The following is an 18,672-nucleotide window of genomic DNA, read 5'->3' as shown; positions in this document are numbered from 1 at the left end:
TTTTTTAAATATATTGCTACAATATACTAACAGAGGAGATGAATATATTGAAAAAGAATTTTACAACCTTATTATTATCAGGTTCTATAATTTTTATTGGTACAACTTTATTCACATATAATGTACAAGCTAGTAAATTAAATACTACAAAAAAGTCTGCTGTTTCTAGTCTTAATACTTATAAGGTTTCTACTTCTTCACAAGGAGAAGACTTATCAGCTTATGCAGAAACTTTTATAGGTGTTCCATGTGTATGGGGTGGTTCTTCTCCTAGTGGCTTTGATTGTTCAGGCTTAGTACAGTATTGTTATGCTCACTTTGGAGTACCTCTTCCACGTACTACTTATGAACAAATTTACGTAGGTACTACAGTAACTGATGAGCTTCAACCAGGAGACCTATTATTTTTCGGTCCAACATCTAGCCCATATCATGTAGCTATTTATGTTGGAAATGGGCAAATGGTTGAAGCTACTCATCCAGGAACAAATGTACGTCTTACTTCGGTCAGATCATATTCCATAGCTAAAAGAATTTTTAAATAGAAAAAAGTTGTTCACAAATTTTATGTGAACAACTTTTTTCTATTTATTAACAACATTAACTGGAAATCCATTCACATATTGCTTTAAATTATGCACAGCTATGCTTATAAGTCTCCTTCTTGCTTCACTTGTAGCCCACGCAATGTGTGGTGTTATTATACAATTTTTAGCCTTTAAAAGTGGATTATTTTTATTTATCGGTTCAGTAGAAACCACGTCAACTGCTGCTGCATATACTTTTCCTGTCTTTAATGCTGTGTATAAATCCTCTTCATTTATAAGTCCACCCCTTGCAGTGTTTATTATAATAACTTTTTCTTTCATTTTCTTTATGCTATCTTTATTTATCATCTCTTTATTTTCTTCTTTCAAGGGACAATGAAGCGAAACTATATCTGCTTCTTTAAATAGATCCTCTAAACTTACAAATTTCATAGTCTCACTTTCAAGTTTTTTATCCGGATGAGGAGTATTTACAATAACTTTCATTCCTAAAGCTTCTGCTGCCCTTTGCATAGATTTACCTATACTTCCATACCCAATAAGTCCTATAGTTTTTCCGTAAAGTTCGATCATAGGATATTTTAAATATGTAAAATCATCACAGTTTTGCCATTCTCCTTTTTTTACTGATATATTATGTTCTCCAACATGGCCACATACTTCGAGTAAAAGTGCCATAGACATCTGAACTACCGATTGGGTACTGTATGCAGGAATATTTGTTACTATAATTCCATTTTCCTTTGCAAACTCTAAATCCACTACGTTATATCCGGTAGCTAGTACACCTATGTATTTTAATTTAGGAAGCTTATGAAGAACCTCGTTAGTCAATATAGTCTTATTAGTTAAAATAGCTTCAGCATCTTTAGCTCTTTCAATTATTTTGTCTTCTTTTTTTCCAGTATAATCAGTTCTGTCGTAAACAGTTAAGTCACCTATCTCTTCAAATTCTCTCCAGGACATATCACCAGGATTTAAGGTATATCCATCCAAAACTACTATTTTCAATTTTAACCCCTCCCTAAAACTTTATCATTCTTTATAATTTCTCTATTATTTTTTCCTGTTGGTACCGTTCTAAGAACATTAAACTCAGCAAAACTATTACTTTCATTTTGAATAGTGTGTATGGCCTTACCCATCCGTACTATCATACCTTTAGTTAATGTTCTTGAATATTCTTTACCTTCTTCTATCCACTTTAAAACTATTTTCCCACTTACAACTATTACTGCTTCATCAATAGCTCTATGTTTATGATATTCTTGAATTGAGTGTGGTGGAATTTTATTTAAATGTATTTCGTATTCATCAAATATAAAATAATCAACCTCAGTACCATTTTCCTTTTTCACTGATATAGAGTCATCTTTTGTATATACTTTTAAATTATTCATAAATACACACATCCTTCTTGCCTCTTATTATACGTATTTTTTATATGTACATCAATTTCTATTTTCTTCACATAATTTAGCCAAACTAACTTTATCCAATATTCTAAGTATGAATATATCACCTTTCATAGAATTATTTTTCTAAAAAAATATGCGATATTTTGCATAAACTAATATTGCGTGCAAAACACCACATATTTCATTAAAAATTTTATTATACTAATTCAAAAACAAAAACAATTTTAATTTATGCTCTCTTTTTTATATTCTAACATTTTACCATTTATCATAATGTACTCTCGATGTATTATATCTATTCGATGCCTCTTTATTCTCATCTGGATATCCTATGGATATTATTGACAACGGTATTATATTACTTGGTAAATTTAATAACTTCCTTATACCACTAACTCTATCCTCCATTGGATATACTCCCAACCATACAGCTCCTAAACCTTTTTCTTCAGCAGCTAATAATATATTTTCTGTTGCAGCCGAACAGTCTTGTACCCAAAAGCCTTTAACTTTTTCTTTGTCAATATCTCCACAAACTACAATTGCAACGTCTGCACTTAATAACATTTTTGAATATGCATGCACTTCTGTTATCTTTTCCATAGTATCTTTATCTCGCAAAACCATAAACTCCCATGGCTGTTCATTTCCTGCTGATGGTGCAGCCATACCAGCTTTTAAAAGCTCATCTACTATTTCATTACCAACTTTAATACCTTTATACTTTCTTATACTTCTCCTTTTTAATATTATACTCATATTCTAACACTCCCTTCTTATATTTAATTCTGTTTTAGTTTTTATATCCCCTTCTTATATTGTAATATTTTCCTAATATTCTTTAAAAGCATATAAAAAAACAGGAGTCTGTTTACATCTAACTCCTGTCTTTAATAAATAAATTCAAACTCCAAATAATCTATTTGTCATCTAACTTTATATTTCCTAGCAGTGCTGCGAATGGATTATTATTAAAATCCTCCGCTTCCTTTTTCATTTTTTTCATGTAGTTTGATACTTCTCTTTTATTTACTTTCTTATTATCACCTTTAAATCTATTTTGGAAGGAAGCGTATTTTTCTCTAAAGCTGCAATTTGGACATACATATATTCTTCCCGCTCCTTCTCCCCTAAGCTCTAGCTTTTTATGGCATTCAGGACATCTTACATTTGTGAACATGGCTGAGTTTTCTCTATGTCCACACTCTCTATCCTGACATACAAGCATTCTTCCTCTTTTACCATTTACCTGAAGCATGTATTTTCCACACTCTGGACATTTTGTTCCTGTCAAATTATCATATTTAAAGGTATCCTTACTACCTTTTACATCGTCTACAAGCTTAGATGCATAACCTTTAATCTCATTTACAAAGCTTAAACCATTTAATTTGCCCTTACTTATAGCATCAAGCTGTCCTTCCCACTTTGCAGTTAATAGTGGAGATTTCAAATCAGAAGGTACTAAATTAACTAACTGTTTTCCTTTTGAGGTAGGTACTATTTCATTCCCCTTCTTTTCTATATAAAAAGTCTTATATAGCTTTTCTATTATATCTGCTCTTGTTGCAACAGTACCAAGCCCTCCAGTTTCTCCAAGTGTTTTAGCTGAAGTTTTATCCATACTTACATACTTTTGAGGATTTTCCATAGCTGATAAAAGTGTTGCTTCTGTAAATCTTGAAGGTGGCTTAGTTTGACCTTTCTTTATTACAATCTCACTAAAGGTAATATCATCTCCATTATTAACTGAAGGAAGAGTCTGCTCCTTTAATTCACTTTTTTCCTCAAAATCTTCTGTTTTATCATAGACCTCTTTCCAGCCCTTTTTCTTAACAACCTTACCTTTTGCTATAAATATCTCATTCTCTACTTCTACTTTAATTGTTGTTTGAAGATACTCAAAAGCTGGAAGCATTATACTTAAAAATCTCTTTACAACCAAATCATATATTTTAAATTCCTCATTGCTTAAAGCTCCTAGTGCTGGCTTTTCTTCTGTTGGAATTATGGCATAATGATCTGTTACCTTAGAATCGTCTACAAAACCTTTGTGTACATTTATTTTGCTTTTTAATATTTCTGCTGCAAATTTTGAATACTTTCCTATGGATATTGCTTTTAATCTATCTTTAAGTGTTGCTACAACATCATGAGGAATATATCTTGAATCCGTTCTAGGATAAGTTAAAAGCTTATGATTTTCATAAAGTCTTTGCATTATTGATAAAGTTTCTTTTGCTGAAAATCCAAAAAATCTATTTGCATCTCTTTGAAGCTCTGTTAAATCATATAGTGCAGGAGAATATTTTTTCTTATTACTTTCACTTACCTCTACTATTTTTCCTTTTCTCCCCTTTAATTTTGCTGCTACACTCTCAGCTTTTTCTTTATCAAAGATTTTAAAGTCTCCTCTTCTATCATGCCAATTCATAGAAAAGTTTTTTACCTTTCCTTCTATAGTATAATAATCCTTAGGCTTGAACTTTCTTATTTCTTCTTCTCTTTCAACTATCATATAAAGTGTAGGTGTTTGAACTCTACCTGCTGATAATTGTGCATTGTATTTACAAGTTAATGCACGTGTAACATTTAATCCAACAAACCAATCAGCCTCTGATCGACATTTTGCAGACTTATATAAATTTTCGTACTCGCGGCCATCCTTTAAATGCTGAAAACCTTCTTTTACTGCTCTTTCTGTTTGAGAGGATATCCATAAACGCTTTATTGGCTTTTTCCATTTAGCCATTTCGATTATCCATCTTGCAACAAGCTCTCCCTCACGTCCTGCATCTGTTGCTATTACAAGCTCATCTAAATCCTTTCTTTCCATGACCTTTTTAATATCATAGAAATGTTTTGATGTATTTTTAAGAACACTTAATTTCATATACTTAGGAAGCATTGGTAGTGTATCCATACTCCACTTTTTATATTTTTCACCATAGCTCTCAGGATCAGCTAAAGAAACTAAATGTCCAAGCGCCCATATAACTACATATTTATTTCCTTCTAAATGAGTTTTCTTATTAATATTTGCTTTTAGAACCTTCGCAAGATCTCTTGCAACACTAGGTTTTTCTGCCAAGACGAGTATTTTTCCCATTTTACAGTCAACTCCTTTTCAATGATTAATTGTATCATAAAATAAAGCTTTAGTGAATTTACGTTAAAAGGCAGAAATCTAAAATTAAGATTTCTGCCTTTTAATTAAACTGTCCACTGTTCACAATTCCATACATCTGTCGCAAGATTTTCATAAAACTCTCTTTCATGACATACCAAAATTATACTTCCTTCATATTCCTTTAAGGCTCTTTTAAGTTCTTCCTTAGCATAAATATCCAAATGATTTGTTGGCTCATCTAACACTAATATATTGGTGGGCTTATTAATAAGCTTACATAATCTAACCTTCGCTTGCTCCCCTCCACTTAATATATTAATAGGACTATCTATATGTTGTCTTGTTAATCCACATTTAGCAAGATCACTTCTAACCTCTGTCTGCGTTAAATTAGGGAACGTGTTCCATACCTCATATAAAACTGTATTCTTACTATCTTGTGCAATTTCCTGTTCAAAGTATCCTATTTTTTTATAATCACTTAAGGTTACAGTACCTTTTATTGGTTTTAATAATCCAAAAAGGCTTTTCAAAAGAGTTGTTTTTCCAAGCCCATTGGCACCAGTTATTGCAATCTTTTGTCCTCTTTTCATTTTTAAATCTATAGGTTTGGTTAAGGGTTTATCATATCCTATAACTAGACCTTTAGCATTAAAAATTAAACTTTCTGGCATTTTTGCACTTTTAAATTTAAAATATGGCTTTATTATATTTTTGTTAATTTCTATTCTTTCAATTTTATTAAGCTTCTTTTCCCTTGATTTTGCTTGCTTTGCTGTTGCTGTTCTTACTTTATTTTTTCTTATATATTCTTCAAGCTTTGCTATTTCATTTTGCTGCTCTTTATATTCTATTTTTAACTGCTGTTTTTTTATTTCATAAAGCTTAAGATAGTATTCATAGTTTCCTTGATACCTTGTTAGTGTCTTGTGCTCAAGATGATAAATTACATTCACTGTACTATTTAGAAAGCTATTATCGTGAGATATTAATATAAATGCATTTTCATAATTTATTAAATACTCCTTTAACCACTCTATATGCTCTACATCAAGATGATTAGTTGGCTCATCTAATAATAAAATATCTGGCTTTTGAAGGAGCAATTTGGAAAGTAAAATTTTAGTTCTTTGACCACCACTTAAAGCTGAAACATCTTTATTTAAAAGTTCTTTAATTCCAAGCCCTGCAGCAACACTTTGTATTTTAGAATTAATACTATAAAAATCATTTTTATCTAAAATCTCTTGAAATACATCAATTTTATTTAATGCCTTATTCATATCTTCTTCGTTCATACTACCAAGTTCATCATATAATTTATTCACTTTATTTTCTATTTCAAACAAACCCTCAAAAGCTTCCTTTAGAAAATTTAGAGCTGTGACACCTTTTTTTAATGAAGCATGCTGATCCATATATCCAATCCTAAACTTATTATTCCACTTAATAGTACCATCATCCGGTAAAATTTCACCGCAAATAAGCTTCATAAAGGTTGATTTACCCTCTCCATTAGCACCAATAAGTCCTATATGCTCACCTTTTAAAATTCTAAAGTTTGCCCTATTAAATATCACCCTATCACCAAAAGAATGACTCATGTTTTCTACTGTTAAAATACTCATTTTATTCTACTTCCTTTAGTTTATTATATTAAAATATTATCATTATAAAGCTTTGAGGTTCAAGTTTATAAACATTTCTGTAGAATTTAAGAACATATTCTGAAATTAATGGACTTTAGATAAATTTTAAATGATATACTTATTATATAGACTATAACTGAGAAAGGAATGCTATATGAACAAAACTAGAATCAAAGATATGACAGAAGGAAATCCCCTTCAGTTAATTTTTACATTTGCTTTACCTATTTTTTTAGGAAACATATTTCAGCAATTATACAATGTACTTGATACCATGATTGCAGGATACAACTTAGGTGATAATGCTTTAGCTGCCATTGGTGCAACCTCTGCTATATACAGTCTTATTATAGGAATGGCCAATGGAATGAATAATGGCTACAGTATAATAGTTGCTAGAAGCTATGGAGAAAAAAATATGGAAAAGCTTCGTCATTCTGTTGGTGTAATGCTGATATTAAACGTTATAACAGCACTACTTTTTACTTTACTTTCATGTATCTTTATTATGCCAATCCTCAAACTTCTAAATACACCACCAGAAATTATCAAAGATGCCTACGAATTTATAATTATTATTTTACTTGGAATAACTTCAACCATTTTATATAATATGGAAGCAGGTGTTTTAAGGGCCTTAGGAAATAGTAAAACTCCTCTAGTTTTTCTTATTATATCTTTATTTTTCAACTTAGCTATGGATTTAATATTTGTTGTTATAATGCATGGAGGGGTATGGTCAACAGCCCTTGCCACAGTTATATCTGAAGTGTTGTCTGTAATTCTATGTTTTATACATATTGTTAAATATTATCCAGAGTTAAAGCTTTCTAAAAAGCACTTTCATTTTGATAAAGAGCTTATAATTGAAATGTTTACTACAGGTCTTTCTATGGGCTTAATGAGTTCAATTTTTGCATTAGGTACTGTAATACTTCAAGGCTCAATTAATAGTCTTGGAAAAGCAACTATTACTGCTCACTTAGCCGCAAGAAAGCTTGATGAAATGCTTATGCTTCCACTTTCTACCTTGGTAACTGCAAATGCCACTTTTGTGGGACAAAATTATGGAGCTAAAAAAATAAATAGAATTCGTGAAGGTATAAAAAAGACATGTGTTTTGGGCTTTATATGGGCAACTTTTTGTGTCCTTATTGCATATACAGCTGCACCTATACTTACAAAAGCACTTACAGGAACCTCTGATAGTTATATTACTAACATGGCTGCAAAATATTTAAAAATAAATCTTCCATTTTTTTATGTGCTTCACATTCTGCTTGTACTTAGAACCTCTCTTCAAGGAATTGGACGAAAAATAGCACCACTTATATCCAGCAGTATTGAAATGATAGGTAAGTTTGCAGCGGTTTTATGGCTTGTTCCAAAACTAGGATACCTAGGAGTATGCATTGTGGAACCCATATTATGGGTACTTTGTACATTGTTCTTATTAGGTACTTTCTTTAAAATAGAAAAAGATTTTGAAAAGCTTAAAATTAGTTAATAAATTATAAAATCGCTAATTTTGTTTTGCAGCTTAGCGATTTTAATTTATATTTAAAATAATTCTTTTAAGGACTCAAATTTTTTATATTTCTTACAATTCTTCTAATACTACCCTCTGTTAAGAAATATTGCTCAGCTAAAGCTTTAACTGATACTCCAGAGGAATACTTATTAAAGATTTCTTTATCTCTATTCTTGAGGTAACTTTTAGTTTCAGTATTTTCTCCCCAAGATTTTTTATTTTCATTTTTTCTAGGTATATAAATGTATCCACCATCAATATAATTTTGAATTATTTCAATTATATTTTGTGGAAGTATATTTTGTGCTTTTTCATATTTCATAGAACTTAGCTCCTATCTACATTAATTTGTAAATAAAAAGCAAAGACTAAATAAAATATGAAAAACTCATTGGTTTTCAAAGCTCCAAGCAAAAGTTTTTCATATCTTATAATCCTTGCATGGAGCTTACTACATTAGCCAAAAAAGTCTTTAATTTCATTTTACATTTCACTTCCCTTTATCAAGCCTTTATAATATAAGTATAATATAATTTTTATAGAGAAACAATGATTGTAAATACAACACTTATTTTAGGTTAATATATTTCACAAACTATGATATAATTTTAATTATCTAAAAAAATAATAAGTGAGGGTATAAGATCCCTAAGTAGAAAGGAAGTAATCCGTGTTAACTGTAAATAATGTAAGTTTAAGATATGGTGGAAGAAAACTATTTGAGGACGTAAATTTGAAATTCACTCCAGGCAACTGTTACGGAATCATTGGAGCGAACGGAGCTGGAAAAAGTACATTTTTAAAAATATTATCAGGAGAAATTGAACCAAATACAGGTGATGTTTCTGTAGATAGCAATACTAGAATCTCTGTTTTAAAGCAAGATCATTTTGGTTATGATGAATATGAAGTTTTAGAAACAGTAATAATGGGAAATGAACGTCTATACGCTATTATGAAAGAGAAAGACGCTCTATATGCTAAACCTGACTTTAGTGAAGAAGATGGAATTAAAGCATCTAATTTAGAGGGTGAATTTGCAGAACTAAATGGTTGGGAAGCAGAATCTGAAGCAGCTACACTTCTTCAAGGTCTTGGAATTCCAACAGAACTTCATAGTAAAAAAATGTCTGATTTAACTGGTGGAGAAAAGGTGAAAGTACTTTTAGCTCAAGCACTCTTCGGAAACCCTGGAATATTACTTCTCGACGAGCCTACTAACCATCTCGACATAAAATCAATTGCTTGGCTTGAAGAATTTTTAATAGATTTTGAAGGAACTGTTATAGTTGTATCCCATGATAGACATTTCTTAAATAAAGTTTGTACTATGATTGCTGATGTAGATTACGGTAAAATAACCCTTTATGTTGGAAACTATGATTTCTGGTATAAATCAAGTACTCTTGCCCTTGAAATGGCAAAAGATCAAAACAAGAAAAAAGAAGAAAAAATTAAAGAGTTAAAAGACTTTATAGCTAGATTTAGCGCTAACGCTTCAAAATCCAAGCAAGCTACTTCACGTAAGAAAATGCTTGATAAATTAAACCTTGAAGACATTAAACCATCAAATAGAAAATATCCTTTTATTGCATTTAAACCAGAAAGAGAACCTGGAAATGACATTTTAACTGTTGAAAATCTTTCAAAAACAATTGATGGAGAAAAAGTTTTAAATAATGTAAGCTTTATAGTTTCTAAAGACGATAAAATAGCATTAGTTGGAGGAAATGAAATAGCGGAGACTACTTTATTTAAAATACTTTCAGGTGAAATGGAGCCAGATAGTGGAAGCTTTAAATGGGGAATAACAATAACAAACGCTTATTTTCCAAAGGATAACTCTGAATACTTCAATGATTGTGATTTAAGCTTAGTTGATTGGCTTCGTCAATATTCAGAAGAAAAAACAGAAACCTATATAAGAGGCTTTTTAGGTAGGATGTTATTTTCAGGAGAAGAAGCTCTAAAAAAGGCAAGCGTTCTTTCTGGAGGAGAAAAGGTAAGATGTATGCTAGCAAAAACAATGCTTACAAATGCAAACTTTTTAATGTTTGACCAACCAACAAACCATCTTGACTTAGAATCTATAACAGCTTTAAATAATGGTTTAACAACATATAAAAGTAATTTGATATTTACATCTCATGACCACGAATTTATTCAAACTATAGCAAATAGGATTATAGAAATTACTGACGATGGAATAATTGATAGAAAATGTACTTATGATGAGTACCTTGAAATTCAATAATCAAATAAATTGCGGCATCTATATTTAATGGATGCCTTTTTTTATATTGAAAATCTTTATGAATTGATCTCATAATTTACATATAATAATAAGTTTTATTTATCATTTCATTGTGATTTCATATTAAAAACACTAATAATTGTATTTTGTAATAATTAATATAACCATATTTTCAATTAACGTTTACAACGAATTTCAAACATATTTTTTTTAATTTAATAAAGAAATGCAGTTATTATATGATAAAATTAAATTAAGAAAAGAAATTATAAAATATTATTTACATAGCAACTTAAATTCTACCAATAACTTAAGAAAAGAAAAAATAGTATTTAATTTTATAAGCTCTATTTATTTTGGAGCTTTATAACCCTGCTATGGTTTGAAAATTAATCGAGGTGAAAGTTTTGAATAGTGACGTATTAAATCAAGTATTTATGTTATTCTTAATGATTCTTGTAGGTATTTACGCTTCAAAAATGGGATATATCGACAAGAAATTAAATGTAGGGTTAAGTAATTTATTATTAAAAATAACACTTCCATTATTAGTAATAAACTCTTTTTTAACAATAAAATTTTCAAAGTCAGTATTAACTTCTGCTGAAAACATTTTGTTATATGCCCTAATAATTCATGTAGTTTTAATTATTTTTTCTAAACTAGCCTATACAAAGGTTACTGATTCTAAAAAAGGTGTGTCGAAATTTTTAACTGTTTTTTCCAACTCAGGTTTTATGGGATATCCGGTTCTAAAAAGTATTTATGGTGCAAAAGGAGTCTTTTATTGTGCTATATTCGGTATAATTTTAAATCTTTTTATGTTTAGTTATGGAATAATGGTTTTAAAAAATTCCAAAGACAATTCTTTTAAAGAGTTAAAACGTGCAGTCATCAATCCTGCAATTATAGCTACTATTATTGGTTTTATTTTATTTATTTTCAATGTAAAACTTCCTACTTTGGTAATATCAACTATTAGTTCAATTGGTTCAATGACCTCTCCTTTATCAATGATAATTGTTGGAATAATGTTAGCTGACATTAATATTGGAGATTTGTTTAAAGACAAGCTAGTTTATATGCTGACTGTGGTTAAGCTTTTAATTGTACCAGCCATAACCTTTGTAGTATTAAAATTATTAAATGCTGATCAAATAGTTATAGGCGTAATTGTTGTACTCGAAGCAATGCCTGCAGCCTCTAATGCAGCTGTTATGAGCCTTCAATATGGGAGTGATGAGAATGTAGCTTTAAAACATATTTTTATAACTACTGTACTTTCCATTGTAGTAATACCTTTAGTAATTAAATTAGTAGTGTAAATAATTATAGTGCTAGATTTAGCTACGTTCTCTCCTAAATCTAGCACTACACATTTAGTTTATTATCTTAACTCTCTTTTGATACTTTTCTTTTAAGTCCTCTGAAATACCCTCATCTGTAATAATCGCAGTTATATCCTCCAAATTGTAAAAACCAAAGAAATCTTCTTTTCCAATTTTTGTACTGTCTGATAGTACATATTTTTCCATGGCATTATCTAATATGATTTTTTGACAAGCTCCCTCTTCTTCATTTGAAGTAGTTATATTGTTATCGCAAATTCCATTAGTGCCCACAAAAGCAGTTTTAACCCTCATACTCTTTAATATATCGTTTGTAAAACTTCCAACAAATACGTCTGTTCTCTTTCTATATCTTCCACCTACTAGTATAACTTCAAATCTACTATCATCCTTAAATCTTAAAAACACTGGCATTGAATTTGTTATTACCTTAGCATATGAGACATTTATATAATCATATATAAGTTCATTAGTAGTTCCCGGTCCTATGTAAATTATATCATTCTCTTCTACCATACCAGCCGCAATCTTAGCTATATGCTTCTTTAACTCTATATTTATTTTTCTTTTTTCATTACTTGAAAGTTCCTTAAAATTATCTTTGGCAGATTTCTGTACTTTCTTTGCTCCACCATATATTCTCTTAATGAAACCTCTTTCTTCAAGTATTTTCAAATCTCTTCTTATAGTTATCTCCGTTACTCCAAGTTTTTCATTTATATCAGTTATTTTTATTATATTATTTTCATCTACCATATCTAATATTTTCTGTAATCTTTCTTCTTTTAACATATTTAATCCTCCAAGAATAGAATAAGACATATATATTATTCTATACTAAAGAATAAAAAAATGTAACCTCAATTATACACAAATATGCACTAAACTTTGCATTTATCACGATATACTCCCAATATTTACTATATTTGTTATATTCTTTAGGCATCATTTATACAAAACTATTATTGCAGCAGCTATAAGAATCACACCCATAAAAGCAGGCGCAGCATGACCAATTGATACATAAATTTGTCCACCAATAATAGGTCCAACTATTCTTGACAAAGCTTGAATAGATTGACTACCTCCTTGAATCCTTCCTTGTTCACTAGCATCACCAGACTTAGAAAGCATTCCATTAAAGGAAGGTCCAAAAATTGAATCTCCGAAACCAAATATAAACATTCCTACAATAAATAAAGGATAAAATGAAAACAAAGCCGATGCTGCAATAAGACTATAACCTATAATCTCAGAAATCATTCCTAAAATTGCTATCTGTGCATCGCTAAGTTTTATCAAAAGCCTTTGCATTATAAATCCTTGTGAGATAATGTCCTGAAACCCCATAATTGATAGAACAAGTCCGATTAATACAGGCTTTAAACTAAAAGTATCTATTGTAAATTGTGAAAAAATTGCCTGTAAGGATCCGTTGGGGATCCAAAGTAATAACGCTGCGATAAGTAGTCTTTTTAAGTTTTTCATAGAAAGTACGCTTATAAGCTGTGTAAGTGGATTCAGTCTTACAAACGTTATTTTTTCTAGTCTCCTATTTTTATCAAGGCTTTCAGGCATGAAAAAAAATCCATAAATAAAATTTAATAAAGTTATTATTGCTGCAAAATACATAGGCATGGAATAACCAAACTTAGCAAGTAATCCACCTAGAGTAGGTCCAGTTACAGTTCCTAAACCTGCAACTGCACTAACCCATCCAAAATATTTCGTTCTCTTTTCCCTAGGCGTAATATCTGCAAAATATGCAAAGATAGTGCTTATATTTCCGCCTGTTATACCATCTATTATACGTCCTGCAAATAGTATCCATAGAGCTCCTCCTATACCAAAAACTAAGTATCCAACTGTGGAACCCAAAAGACATACTAAAAGTACTGGACGTCGTCCATATCTATCGCTTAAAGCTCCAAGTCCAGGGGCTGAAAAGAACATACAAACTGCATAAACAGAAGTCAGCATTGTAACGACTAGGGCTTGATTGTTTGTATTGCTTATATAAGGTTGTACTAAAAATGGTACAATAGGTATTATGATACTAAAGCCTATTGAACAAAGAAACACAGACATTAAACCAAATATTAAAGATTTTTTATCCACAGTTTGTTCTATGCTTTGTTTATTATGTGATTTAAATTTGAACATTTAGATTCTCCTCTCAAAGATATTTTGTTTCCCCGGAAACATATTTACTCTAACACAGTTTTGTTTCCTTGTCAACAAAACAAAAAATAATAAAAATGCAGCCCTTTCACCTTTAGTGATAAGCTGCCTTTAGTTATATTTTTTATTCAGATCTATTATCTATCCCTTGTTTTTTTATTTCTTCATCCAAATGCTTACTATACTTTTCCACAAAATTAAGCATACTATCAAATTGTTCTTCGGTTATATGTTCAAATACAGTTTTATCTCTTTCCCTAAACTCTTTGTGCAATTTTTCATGAGTTTTGTTAATCTCTTTCCCTTTTTGGGTAAGTCTAAAATAAATTTCTTTCTTGTTATCTGGTTTCTGATAGCTTTCTATAAAACCTTTTTCCATTAACTTTCTAGCTATTTTACTTATAGCACTTCTTGTCATATAAAAAGACTCCGCAAGTTTTGTCACATTTGAATCTGCATTTTTTGCAATGTATTCAATACAATGAACCTCAGAAGGCTTATATCCCTTAAGTTCTTCTTCCATCTTAACCTTATTAAGCCAAGACATCTTATTTAATACATCCCTAAAGCCCATTATTACCTGTTCTTCTTTGTTCATGGCATGTCCTCCCCTCCGTTGGCACATTAACAATATTATATTAAATTTTTGTTTCTATTTCAACAATATGAAAATAATTACTTTATAGCTTAAACAATATAAATATAAAAAGTGCTATTCCTTTTAAGAATGCACTTTTTATATTCAGTACTTTTCTATTTTTACTTTGTCCATAATATCTTTAACCGTATTTAATTCAACCCATCCTGTTTCTTTTATCATAGCATTTGCTGTTCCACAGGCTGAAGCCAATGCTATAATTTTTTCTATATCATAATTTCTGTGAAGTCCAACAGCAAAGCCCCCAACTAGAGAATCCCCTGAACCTACAGGATTTACTGCTTTTACCTTTGGAATAAATACTTTATATATTTTTTTATTAAAACTAATTAAAGAACCTCCGGCTCCTAAGGATACAATAACACATTTTATTCCTCTACTATTGAGTATTTTTATATGATCTATTATATCTTTTTCATTTACTATAGCTTTTCCAGTTAACATTTCAAGCTCATCTTTGTTAGGTTTTATTAAAAAAGGTTTTGCCTCTATGCCTTCCTTAAGTAAATCTCCACTTGTATCTAATAGAAATTTTTTATCACTTCTATTTGCTCTTTCAATAAGCTTTTTGTAAACATCCTTTGGTACATTTCTAGGTGCACTACCTGATGCTACTATAATATTAGATTTACAAAGAAGCTTTTCATAAACCTTATAGAACTCCTCTTGTTCCTCCTCTGTAACTTCAGGTCCTGGTTCTAAAATTTCTGTTTGAACTAAGTCATCAGTTACAAAGGCAAGACATTCACGAGTATCTTTTTTTATTTTAACAAACTCGCTCTTAATACCTATTTCTCTGAGTTTTGCTTCAATAAACTCACCTGTTTTTCCACCTACATAACCTGTAGTAGTAATATCTTCACCTAAAATGTGTGCTACATTTGCAACATGTAAGCCTTTTCCCCCTGCCGTATTTTCTACAGCTCTTGCTCTCATAACCTTTCCTTTAACTATATCTTCTATTTCATATCTTTTATCAACAGATGCATTTAAGTTTATGATTGTAATCAAGCTTTTCCCTCGCTCCCACACATCTTGATCTTCTTAACAACAATTTCCTTCATTGCTTTCTTTCCTGGAGTCATGTAATTTCTTGGATCGTTTGCATCTGGATGTTCTTTAAAGTATTCTTTAACTGCATCAGAAAAAGGTATTTTAAGATCTGTGGCAATATTTACTTTACATATTCCAAGTTCGATGGCTCTTTTAACTAAATCTTCTGGAACATCAGAAGCCCCATGAAGTACCAACGGAACATCTACCTTTTCTCTTATCTGCTTAAGTCTATCAAAGTCAAGCTTTGGCTCTCCTTTATAGAGACCATGTGCCGTTCCTATAGCAACCGCAAGAGAATCTATTCCTGTCTTTTCTACAAATTCTTTTGCTGCATCAGGATTAGTGTACATTGCATCCTTTTCATCTACGACAACCTCTTCTTCTCTCCCTCCAAGCATTCCAAGTTCAGCCTCTACAACTGTACCTTTTAAATGTGCATATTCAACAACTTCTTTTGTAATTTTAATATTATCCTCAAAGGACATTTTTGAAGCATCTATCATAGCTGATGTAAAGCCTACATCTACACAGTGTTTAAGTCTTTCTACATCTTGAAAATGATCTAGATGCATTGCTATTGGTATATTTATATGCTTTGCTGCTGCTTCTTTAGCAATTGCTATTAAATATTCCTCTCCGCTATAATCTATAGTACCAGGAGTTCCTGCTATTATTACTGGTGAATTTAATTCACTTGCAGCTTCAACTACCACTCTAAATGTTTCAAGATTGTGTATATTAAATGCAGGTACTGCATAATGCTGCTTTTGAGCTTTAACTAATAATCCTTTTGTTGTAACTAACATGATACTAACCCCTTCCCTTCTTTTATAAAAGTTTAAAAACCTTCAATGATTTATATCTAAATTACTCCTTTGGATAGCCACCGTTGTCCCACTTTTCTATAAATTCATCAAAGAAATGTTCATTTCCAAATTGACCCTCATCGTTCTTTATAAGTGAATCTATTCCTTTTATTATCTCCTCATTTTCTTTAGTAGGCTGGTACTGAGCTTCTAAAAAAGCATCTATTATATTTTCTATAAGACCTATTCCAGCTATTCTGCCACCTACTGCTATTACATTAGCATTCAAATATTCCTTTGCGTATCTTGCTGTTGTTACATCTCTAACAAGTGCTGCTCTTATTCCCTTCACCTTGTTTGCTGAGTTTGATATTCCAACTCCAGTTCCACATAAAATAACTCCTAAATCTGCTTCGCCTGATGCAACCTTTTCAGCTGCCTTTTTACCAAATATAGGATAATGTGTTCTTACAAAGTCATAGGTTCCGTTATCTATAACCGTATGACCCTTTGATTTTAAATACTCCGAAATCTTCATTTTTATATCTGGAACTATATGATCTGAACCTATTGAAATTATCATTTTACTACCCCCCGTAATTTATAGCATTTTATTTAACATATCAACTCTTATTTGATGTCTTCCACCTGCATATTCTTCAGCTAAATATGCATCAATCATTTTCTCTAAAAGCTTCTTTCCAACAATTCCTGCTCCGATTGCAAGCATATTTGCTGAATTATGTTGACTTGTCATTTTAGACGAATGTTCGTCTGAAACTTCTGCACATATTATTCCTTTGTGCTTAGCTCCAACCATAAAAGAACCTGCTCCATATTCATCTATGGCTATACCACGTTCAACTTCTTTATCCATAATTGCCTTTGCAACTAAACTAGCAGCTTCAACAAGATTACTTCCCTTTTTAGGAGTTTTATCTACCACTTCGATTCCCTTTACTTTTAAATAATTTTTTAAATATTCTTTCAATTCAAAGCCATCTGTATCTGCTCCTATAGCTATTTTCATAAAAAATTACCTTCCTCTCTAATTTAACTTGTACTTTTTATATTATTCTCTTCCGTGAATCACCAACAATCTACACACAATATTAATCCACAGAAGAGTAAAATGGACCTATTGATTTCCTCTTCTTACATTTTAGCTATCATTATTTTTATGAGTTTATTATTTTAGCTCTCTTCTCATACTTGTTCTTTAATCTTTCATCTATATTCTTGTCTGTAATTACAGCTGTTACCTTCTCCAAATTATAAAAACTAAAGAAATCTTCCTTCTCCAACTTGCTGCTGTCACATAAAACAAATTTTTTTATTGCATTATCCATTATTATCTTTTGACACATCCCCTCTTCTTCATTTGAAGTGGTTATATTATCATTATATATACCATTTGTACCTACAAAAGCAGTTTTAACTCTCATACTTTTTAAATTTGTATTCGTAAAACTTCCTACAAACACATCTGTGTGAGAACGGTATCTTCCTCCTATAAGTATAATTTCATATCTTTTATCATTTTTGAACTTTAAGAAAACTGGCATTGAATTAGTTATAACCTTTACATACGAAACTTTTAGATAATCATATATAAGTTCGCTTGTAGTTCCAGGTCCTATATATATGATGTCGTTTTCTTCAATCATTTCACTGGCAAGCTTAGCAATATGCTTTTTTTGTTCTATATTGATTTTTTTCTTTTCATTGTTAGATAACTCTTTGAATGTATCTTTATTACTTATGATTATTTTCTTTGCGCCACCATAAATTCTTTCAAGCAGCCCCTTATTTTCAAGAACTTTTAAATCTCTTCTAACTGTTATCTCTGTAACACCCAATTTTTCATTGATATCCGTTATCTTTATTATGTTATTTTTCTCGAGCATATCTAATATTTTTTGGAATCTTTCATCCTTTAGCATATGTACGCCTCCATATTTGACTATACAAAATTATGCACAATTTCTGTTTACGATTATATATTATCACTTATCATTATCATTTTCAATACCATTTATGATTAATTTTATCATTTTGTTGAACATTGTTGTTCTATTGTTGTCTTTAAGTA

18 protein-coding genes are annotated in these 18,672 nt (G+C 30.5%); 4 read left to right on the top strand and 14 right to left on the bottom strand.

Annotated elements, in window-relative coordinates; all coding sequences use genetic code 11:
• Positions 1 to 47 precede the first annotated feature (47 nt).
• Entirely contained in the window at positions 48 to 545 is a 498-nt protein-coding gene (locus CLFE_RS04870; RefSeq protein ID WP_432706060.1) for a C40 family peptidase, read from the top strand.
• A 39-nt stretch (positions 546 to 584) separates the two neighbouring features.
• Here the strand turns inward: CLFE_RS04870 and CLFE_RS04865 are convergent, their stop codons facing one another.
• The 5 genes from CLFE_RS04865 to CLFE_RS04845 form a co-directional block, all read right to left on the bottom strand.
• On the bottom strand, positions 585 to 1,559 hold the full coding sequence (locus tag CLFE_RS04865; protein ID WP_077892468.1) for a D-2-hydroxyacid dehydrogenase: 975 nt from the start codon (positions 1,557 to 1,559) through the stop codon (positions 585 to 587).
• Positions 1,560 to 1,561: 2 nt separating this feature from the next.
• On the bottom strand, positions 1,562 to 1,948 hold the full coding sequence (locus tag CLFE_RS04860; protein ID WP_077892553.1) for a cupin domain-containing protein: 387 nt from the start codon (positions 1,946 to 1,948) through the stop codon (positions 1,562 to 1,564).
• Positions 1,949 to 2,224: 276 nt separating this feature from the next.
• Positions 2,225 to 2,725 carry a nitroreductase family protein gene (locus CLFE_RS04855; RefSeq protein WP_077852337.1) on the bottom strand — a complete coding sequence of 167 codons (501 nt, stop codon included), beginning with the start codon at positions 2,723 to 2,725 and terminating at the stop codon, positions 2,225 to 2,227.
• A gap of 160 nt (positions 2,726 to 2,885) precedes the next feature.
• The gene (locus CLFE_RS04850) at positions 2,886 to 5,075 is read right to left on the bottom strand and encodes a DNA topoisomerase III (protein WP_077892467.1); all 2,190 of its coding nucleotides are present in this window, start codon (positions 5,073 to 5,075) and stop codon (positions 2,886 to 2,888) included.
• Between the two features lie 104 nt (positions 5,076 to 5,179).
• The gene (locus CLFE_RS04845) at positions 5,180 to 6,724 is read right to left on the bottom strand and encodes an ABC-F family ATP-binding cassette domain-containing protein (protein ID WP_077892466.1); all 1,545 of its coding nucleotides are present in this window, start codon (positions 6,722 to 6,724) and stop codon (positions 5,180 to 5,182) included.
• A gap of 175 nt (positions 6,725 to 6,899) precedes the next feature.
• Between CLFE_RS04845 and CLFE_RS04840 the strand changes: the two genes are divergently transcribed.
• Positions 6,900 to 8,252 carry an MATE family efflux transporter gene (locus tag CLFE_RS04840; RefSeq protein WP_139356079.1) on the top strand — a complete coding sequence of 451 codons (1,353 nt, stop codon included), beginning with the start codon at positions 6,900 to 6,902 and terminating at the stop codon, positions 8,250 to 8,252.
• 67 nt (positions 8,253 to 8,319) lie between these two features.
• Here the strand turns inward: CLFE_RS04840 and CLFE_RS04835 are convergent, their stop codons facing one another.
• Complete coding sequence (locus tag CLFE_RS04835; protein ID WP_077832148.1) at positions 8,320 to 8,598, bottom strand: CD3324 family protein; 279 nt, start codon at positions 8,596 to 8,598, stop codon at positions 8,320 to 8,322.
• A 348-nt stretch (positions 8,599 to 8,946) separates the two neighbouring features.
• On the opposite strand from CLFE_RS04835, the gene CLFE_RS04830 reads away from it, so the two are divergent.
• Positions 8,947 to 10,530, top strand: a complete 1,584-nt coding sequence (locus CLFE_RS04830) for an ABC-F family ATP-binding cassette domain-containing protein (protein WP_077832149.1) — start codon at positions 8,947 to 8,949, stop codon at positions 10,528 to 10,530.
• 407 nt (positions 10,531 to 10,937) lie between these two features.
• Entirely contained in the window at positions 10,938 to 11,855 is a 918-nt protein-coding gene (locus CLFE_RS04825; RefSeq protein ID WP_077892465.1) for an AEC family transporter, read from the top strand.
• Between the two features lie 54 nt (positions 11,856 to 11,909).
• Here CLFE_RS04825 and CLFE_RS04820 read toward each other — a convergent pair whose 3' ends face one another.
• The 8 genes from CLFE_RS04820 to CLFE_RS04785 form a co-directional block, all read right to left on the bottom strand.
• Complete coding sequence (locus CLFE_RS04820) at positions 11,910 to 12,671, bottom strand: DeoR/GlpR family DNA-binding transcription regulator (protein WP_077832152.1); 762 nt, start codon at positions 12,669 to 12,671, stop codon at positions 11,910 to 11,912.
• 153 nt (positions 12,672 to 12,824) lie between these two features.
• A complete protein-coding gene (locus CLFE_RS04815) occupies positions 12,825 to 14,042 on the bottom strand; it encodes an MFS transporter (protein WP_077892464.1) in 1,218 nt (405 codons plus the stop codon).
• 142 nt (positions 14,043 to 14,184) lie between these two features.
• On the bottom strand, positions 14,185 to 14,658 hold the full coding sequence (locus tag CLFE_RS04810) for a MarR family transcriptional regulator (RefSeq protein ID WP_077892463.1): 474 nt from the start codon (positions 14,656 to 14,658) through the stop codon (positions 14,185 to 14,187).
• Positions 14,659 to 14,802: 144 nt separating this feature from the next.
• On the bottom strand, positions 14,803 to 15,729 hold the full coding sequence (locus tag CLFE_RS04805) for a 1-phosphofructokinase (protein ID WP_077892462.1): 927 nt from the start codon (positions 15,727 to 15,729) through the stop codon (positions 14,803 to 14,805).
• Positions 15,726 to 16,580 carry a tagatose bisphosphate family class II aldolase gene (locus CLFE_RS04800; protein WP_077892461.1) on the bottom strand — a complete coding sequence of 285 codons (855 nt, stop codon included), beginning with the start codon at positions 16,578 to 16,580 and terminating at the stop codon, positions 15,726 to 15,728. The genes CLFE_RS04805 and CLFE_RS04800 overlap by 4 nt, the downstream gene beginning before the upstream one ends.
• A gap of 61 nt (positions 16,581 to 16,641) precedes the next feature.
• Positions 16,642 to 17,163 (bottom strand): galactose-6-phosphate isomerase subunit LacB, encoded by a 522-nt coding sequence (lacB, locus tag CLFE_RS04795; RefSeq protein WP_077892460.1) that lies wholly within the window; start codon positions 17,161 to 17,163, stop codon positions 16,642 to 16,644.
• An 18-nt stretch (positions 17,164 to 17,181) separates the two neighbouring features.
• The gene (lacA, locus tag CLFE_RS04790) at positions 17,182 to 17,610 is read right to left on the bottom strand and encodes a galactose-6-phosphate isomerase subunit LacA (protein ID WP_077832158.1); all 429 of its coding nucleotides are present in this window, start codon (positions 17,608 to 17,610) and stop codon (positions 17,182 to 17,184) included.
• A 148-nt stretch (positions 17,611 to 17,758) separates the two neighbouring features.
• Positions 17,759 to 18,523, bottom strand: a complete 765-nt coding sequence (locus CLFE_RS04785) for a DeoR/GlpR family DNA-binding transcription regulator (RefSeq protein ID WP_077892459.1) — start codon at positions 18,521 to 18,523, stop codon at positions 17,759 to 17,761.
• Between the last annotated feature and the right edge of the window lie 149 nt (positions 18,524 to 18,672).

It is taken from the genome of Clostridium felsineum DSM 794, assembly GCF_002006355.2.
Taxonomy (GTDB): Bacteria; Bacillota; Clostridia; order Clostridiales; family Clostridiaceae; genus Clostridium_S; species Clostridium_S felsineum.
Note: the sequence above shows the minus strand (reverse complement) of the source record. Positions and strands in the feature narration are given on the sequence as shown.

Excerpts from the sequence above, each read along its gene's own strand:
- CLFE_RS04860 (WP_077892553.1), bottom strand. The coding sequence starts at position 1,948 with ATGAATAATTTAAAAGTATATACAAAAGATGACTCTATATCAGTGAAA.
- CLFE_RS04855 (WP_077852337.1), bottom strand. The coding sequence starts at position 2,725 with ATGAGTATAATATTAAAAAGGAGAAGTATAAGAAAGTATAAAGGTATT.
- CLFE_RS04850 (WP_077892467.1), bottom strand. The coding sequence starts at position 5,075 with ATGGGAAAAATACTCGTCTTGGCAGAAAAACCTAGTGTTGCAAGAGAT.
- CLFE_RS04845 (WP_077892466.1), bottom strand. The coding sequence starts at position 6,724 with ATGAGTATTTTAACAGTAGAAAACATGAGTCATTCTTTTGGTGATAGG.
- CLFE_RS04840 (WP_139356079.1), top strand. The coding sequence starts at position 6,900 with ATGAACAAAACTAGAATCAAAGATATGACAGAAGGAAATCCCCTTCAG.
- CLFE_RS04835 (WP_077832148.1), bottom strand. The coding sequence starts at position 8,598 with ATGAAATATGAAAAAGCACAAAATATACTTCCACAAAATATAATTGAA.
- CLFE_RS04820 (WP_077832152.1), bottom strand. The coding sequence starts at position 12,671 with ATGTTAAAAGAAGAAAGATTACAGAAAATATTAGATATGGTAGATGAA.
- CLFE_RS04815 (WP_077892464.1), bottom strand. The coding sequence starts at position 14,042 with ATGTTCAAATTTAAATCACATAATAAACAAAGCATAGAACAAACTGTG.
- CLFE_RS04810 (WP_077892463.1), bottom strand. The coding sequence starts at position 14,658 with ATGAACAAAGAAGAACAGGTAATAATGGGCTTTAGGGATGTATTAAAT.
- CLFE_RS04800 (WP_077892461.1), bottom strand. The coding sequence starts at position 16,580 with ATGTTAGTTACAACAAAAGGATTATTAGTTAAAGCTCAAAAGCAGCAT.
- lacB (WP_077892460.1), bottom strand. The coding sequence starts at position 17,163 with ATGATAATTTCAATAGGTTCAGATCATATAGTTCCAGATATAAAAATG.
- lacA (WP_077832158.1), bottom strand. The coding sequence starts at position 17,610 with ATGAAAATAGCTATAGGAGCAGATACAGATGGCTTTGAATTGAAAGAA.
- CLFE_RS04785 (WP_077892459.1), bottom strand. The coding sequence starts at position 18,523 with ATGCTAAAGGATGAAAGATTCCAAAAAATATTAGATATGCTCGAGAAA.